The organism is Myroides sp. LoEW2-1 (genome assembly GCF_009767705.1).
GTDB classification, from domain to species: domain Bacteria; phylum Bacteroidota; class Bacteroidia; order Flavobacteriales; family Flavobacteriaceae; genus Flavobacterium; species Flavobacterium album_A.
Map to the genome: position 1 here is coordinate 1 of NZ_WSPP01000306.1, position 2,696 is coordinate 2,696.

Here is a 2,696-nt window from a genome sequence, read left to right on the forward strand (position 1 = left end):
TTAAAGCATTCAGAGCTCAGTTTAGAGGTGTAAGAGATATTGATTTCTTTTTATACTGATTGACTAAGCTTTATGCCTAAACACAACTTTTGAGATTGATCCATAAGAACTTCGTTTATAAATTAACCAACAAGCATCAAGTAACTTATATAAATAAATAGATAGGAGGAATTTGGTAGTGTACTTCAAAAATTTGCTTTTCTTTCTTGCAGAGGGCTGGAAAACTACTCTGAAGTCGCAAGTTTTTGATTGAAGTGGTAGGTAGACTCAAAATATTGAGGGGTTTACGGATTTCTTCATATTGTATTAAAAAACTTTATTATTTTTACATGAGAAACTTTATTATTTAAAAATAATGAATTATATATTTAGCACTAATTCTACTGATCGTGTGTTGTGAGTAGAAAAAGTAGCCTTTATATTTGAACTAAAGTTACCTAAACTATATGATAAATGTAAAATCTCGTGTGTAATTTCTCACGAGGTAATGCATTTATTGATGCTTTTCAAAAAACAAGTATAGATGGTATATATGCTTGTGGTGATAATACCAGCGTATCGGCCGCAGTAGCGAATAGATCTTTGGCTGGGGCAACCATAGTTAAAGAACTTACTGAAGAGTTGTTCTGAAAAGATAAAGAGGGATTTTTTTTGAGATACCCTCTTTGTTAAAAAATATTTTACAACTGTAGCTTTAATTTCTACTGTTAGATTTTCAAATAATCCTTTTACATTAAGTACTGTTGTTGCTTGCTTGATTTTATGCTTAACAAGACATTCTTGTAAAATAGAAAAATGTTACATCAGTTCAGTGGTATAAATTGTATAGATATTTAATTTAACAATAACTTTAAGGGGATAATCTGCTGTTTTTATTACCTCTTCTAAGTTCTTAATAAAGAGTAGAAGCTGAGTTTTCATATCAGCATTACTTGAAATTCCATTAGCGTTGATGGCTACTTGACCAGAGCAGCATAAAGTACTTTGAACATTTTAATTTCTATTGCTTGAGCGTAGTTACGCTCAGATTGCCATTGCCAAGGGTTAATAGCTGTTTTAATCATTTTGCTTTCTTATTTAAGTTAAATAGCAAATTTGCTATTAAATGCTTAAATCAACAGTTGACCTATATCAGAAATAAAAAGTGAGGTAGATCACTTTAAATCTAATCGGCTTAGTGTTTCTCTAGAAACTCCAAGATAAGCAGCTAATAGAGATTTTGGAACGCGCTGCATAATACCAGGAAAGCGTTCTTGAAGTTCAAAGAATCGCTCTGTAATATTGTTTTCATCATGGATAAAATACGCTGCTGCCCTTCAATAAATCCCTTGTGCGTTTTATCTAAAAAGAATTCATTTATCATAGGAAGTTCTTTTCTTAGTCTATTATATCCTTCTAAATCCAAAGCATAGACCTGCGTATCTTCAATACAATCTAAACTTATACTTGCTAGATATTGGCTGTAGAATGCTTTTTGATCCGTTTCCCACTAGCCTTCCATTGCAAAGTCTACAATATGCTCTTTGGCATTATTGTCAGTATAAATAAGTTTTAATAGACCTGTATCAATAAAGAACAGATAGGGGGCAGGTTCTCCTTCTTGAATTAAAAATTGATGTCTTTTATATTTTTTAAACACAAAACAAGACAAGACAAAATCAAACTGCTTGTCTGTTATAAAGATTACTTGTTCTATTGGTTTCTTAAGAGTATTATTTATGTGATTTACTTTAGGTAAAGATATAAGCTCTGGTACATTAAAGATATATAAGTATATAATTATAGTTGTTCTAAATGTTTACTAATCAAATCAGCAGTTTGTTTGGGATGAGAAATAAGTCCTCCATGACCTGCACCTTGAATAGTCTGTAATTCTATTGAATTAACTTTCTGTTTTATTGTTTTTGCTACAGCTGGATATACTAAGATAGAATCTGAGCCTGTAATAAGTGTTATTCTACCACTAAATTGATTAAGGTTTTCGGGTTTTATATTTAATCTTTCAGGATCATTGGCTTGATCAAGCCAAGTAGTGTAACTAGCTGTCATTGTATTTCTGGCTCTTTGATCAAAAACAGAATACCAACTACCTTTTCCAAAGGCTACTTTTTCAATAAAATTAAAGGTTCCCTGTTCAATGTGTCCTTGTTCAAGTAAAGTTTTACTTTTTTGCATTTCACTTTGAACCTCTGATAAAATTTGTTTGTATTGAGTTTGTCCTTTAAGCATTCCAAAAATAGGAGGTTCATATAAAACAATGCTCTCAACTCTATCAGCGTGATTATTAGCAAGTTCAATTGTGATATTTGCTCCATAAGAATGTCCAATAAAATGAGCTTTCTCAATCTGCAAAGCATCGAGTAGGGAGACGGCATCTTGGACATCCATTGATATTGTACCTTGTTCTTTATCTAAAGAAGAAGCACTATGTCCTCTTCTATCATATAAAATAATGGGGTTAGTAGTAGTTTTAATTAACTCTTCTGCTACTGGTAGCCAAGAATTATGATCATCCCACGAACCATGAATAAAGACAATTGGTATACCTTGACCTTTTTTATAGCGTATAGCTAAATCAACATCACTTTTATTGATAAGATAAAGAGGCGTATTTTCAATTGTAAAATACTCAAGTTCTGTTTTTGAAGTAGTTTGAGCAAATACATCAATAGAAAATAACTCAAATAGTAATAAGA

At 31.3% G+C, this 2,696-nt stretch carries 1 protein-coding gene and 2 pseudogenes; all 3 read right to left on the reverse strand.

Features of this window, described 5'->3' with window-relative positions; all coding sequences use genetic code 11:
- Positions 1–678 precede the first annotated feature (678 nt).
- Positions 679–1,064, reverse strand: a pseudogene (locus GOQ24_RS14970) (RidA family protein); the annotation flags it as partial.
- A 90-nt stretch (positions 1,065–1,154) separates the two neighbouring features.
- Positions 1,155–1,720: pseudogene (locus GOQ24_RS14975) on the reverse strand (Crp/Fnr family transcriptional regulator).
- A 59-nt stretch (positions 1,721–1,779) separates the two neighbouring features.
- A partial coding sequence (locus GOQ24_RS14980; RefSeq protein WP_160340052.1) for an alpha/beta fold hydrolase occupies positions 1,780–2,696 on the reverse strand: 917 nt, incomplete at its 5' end.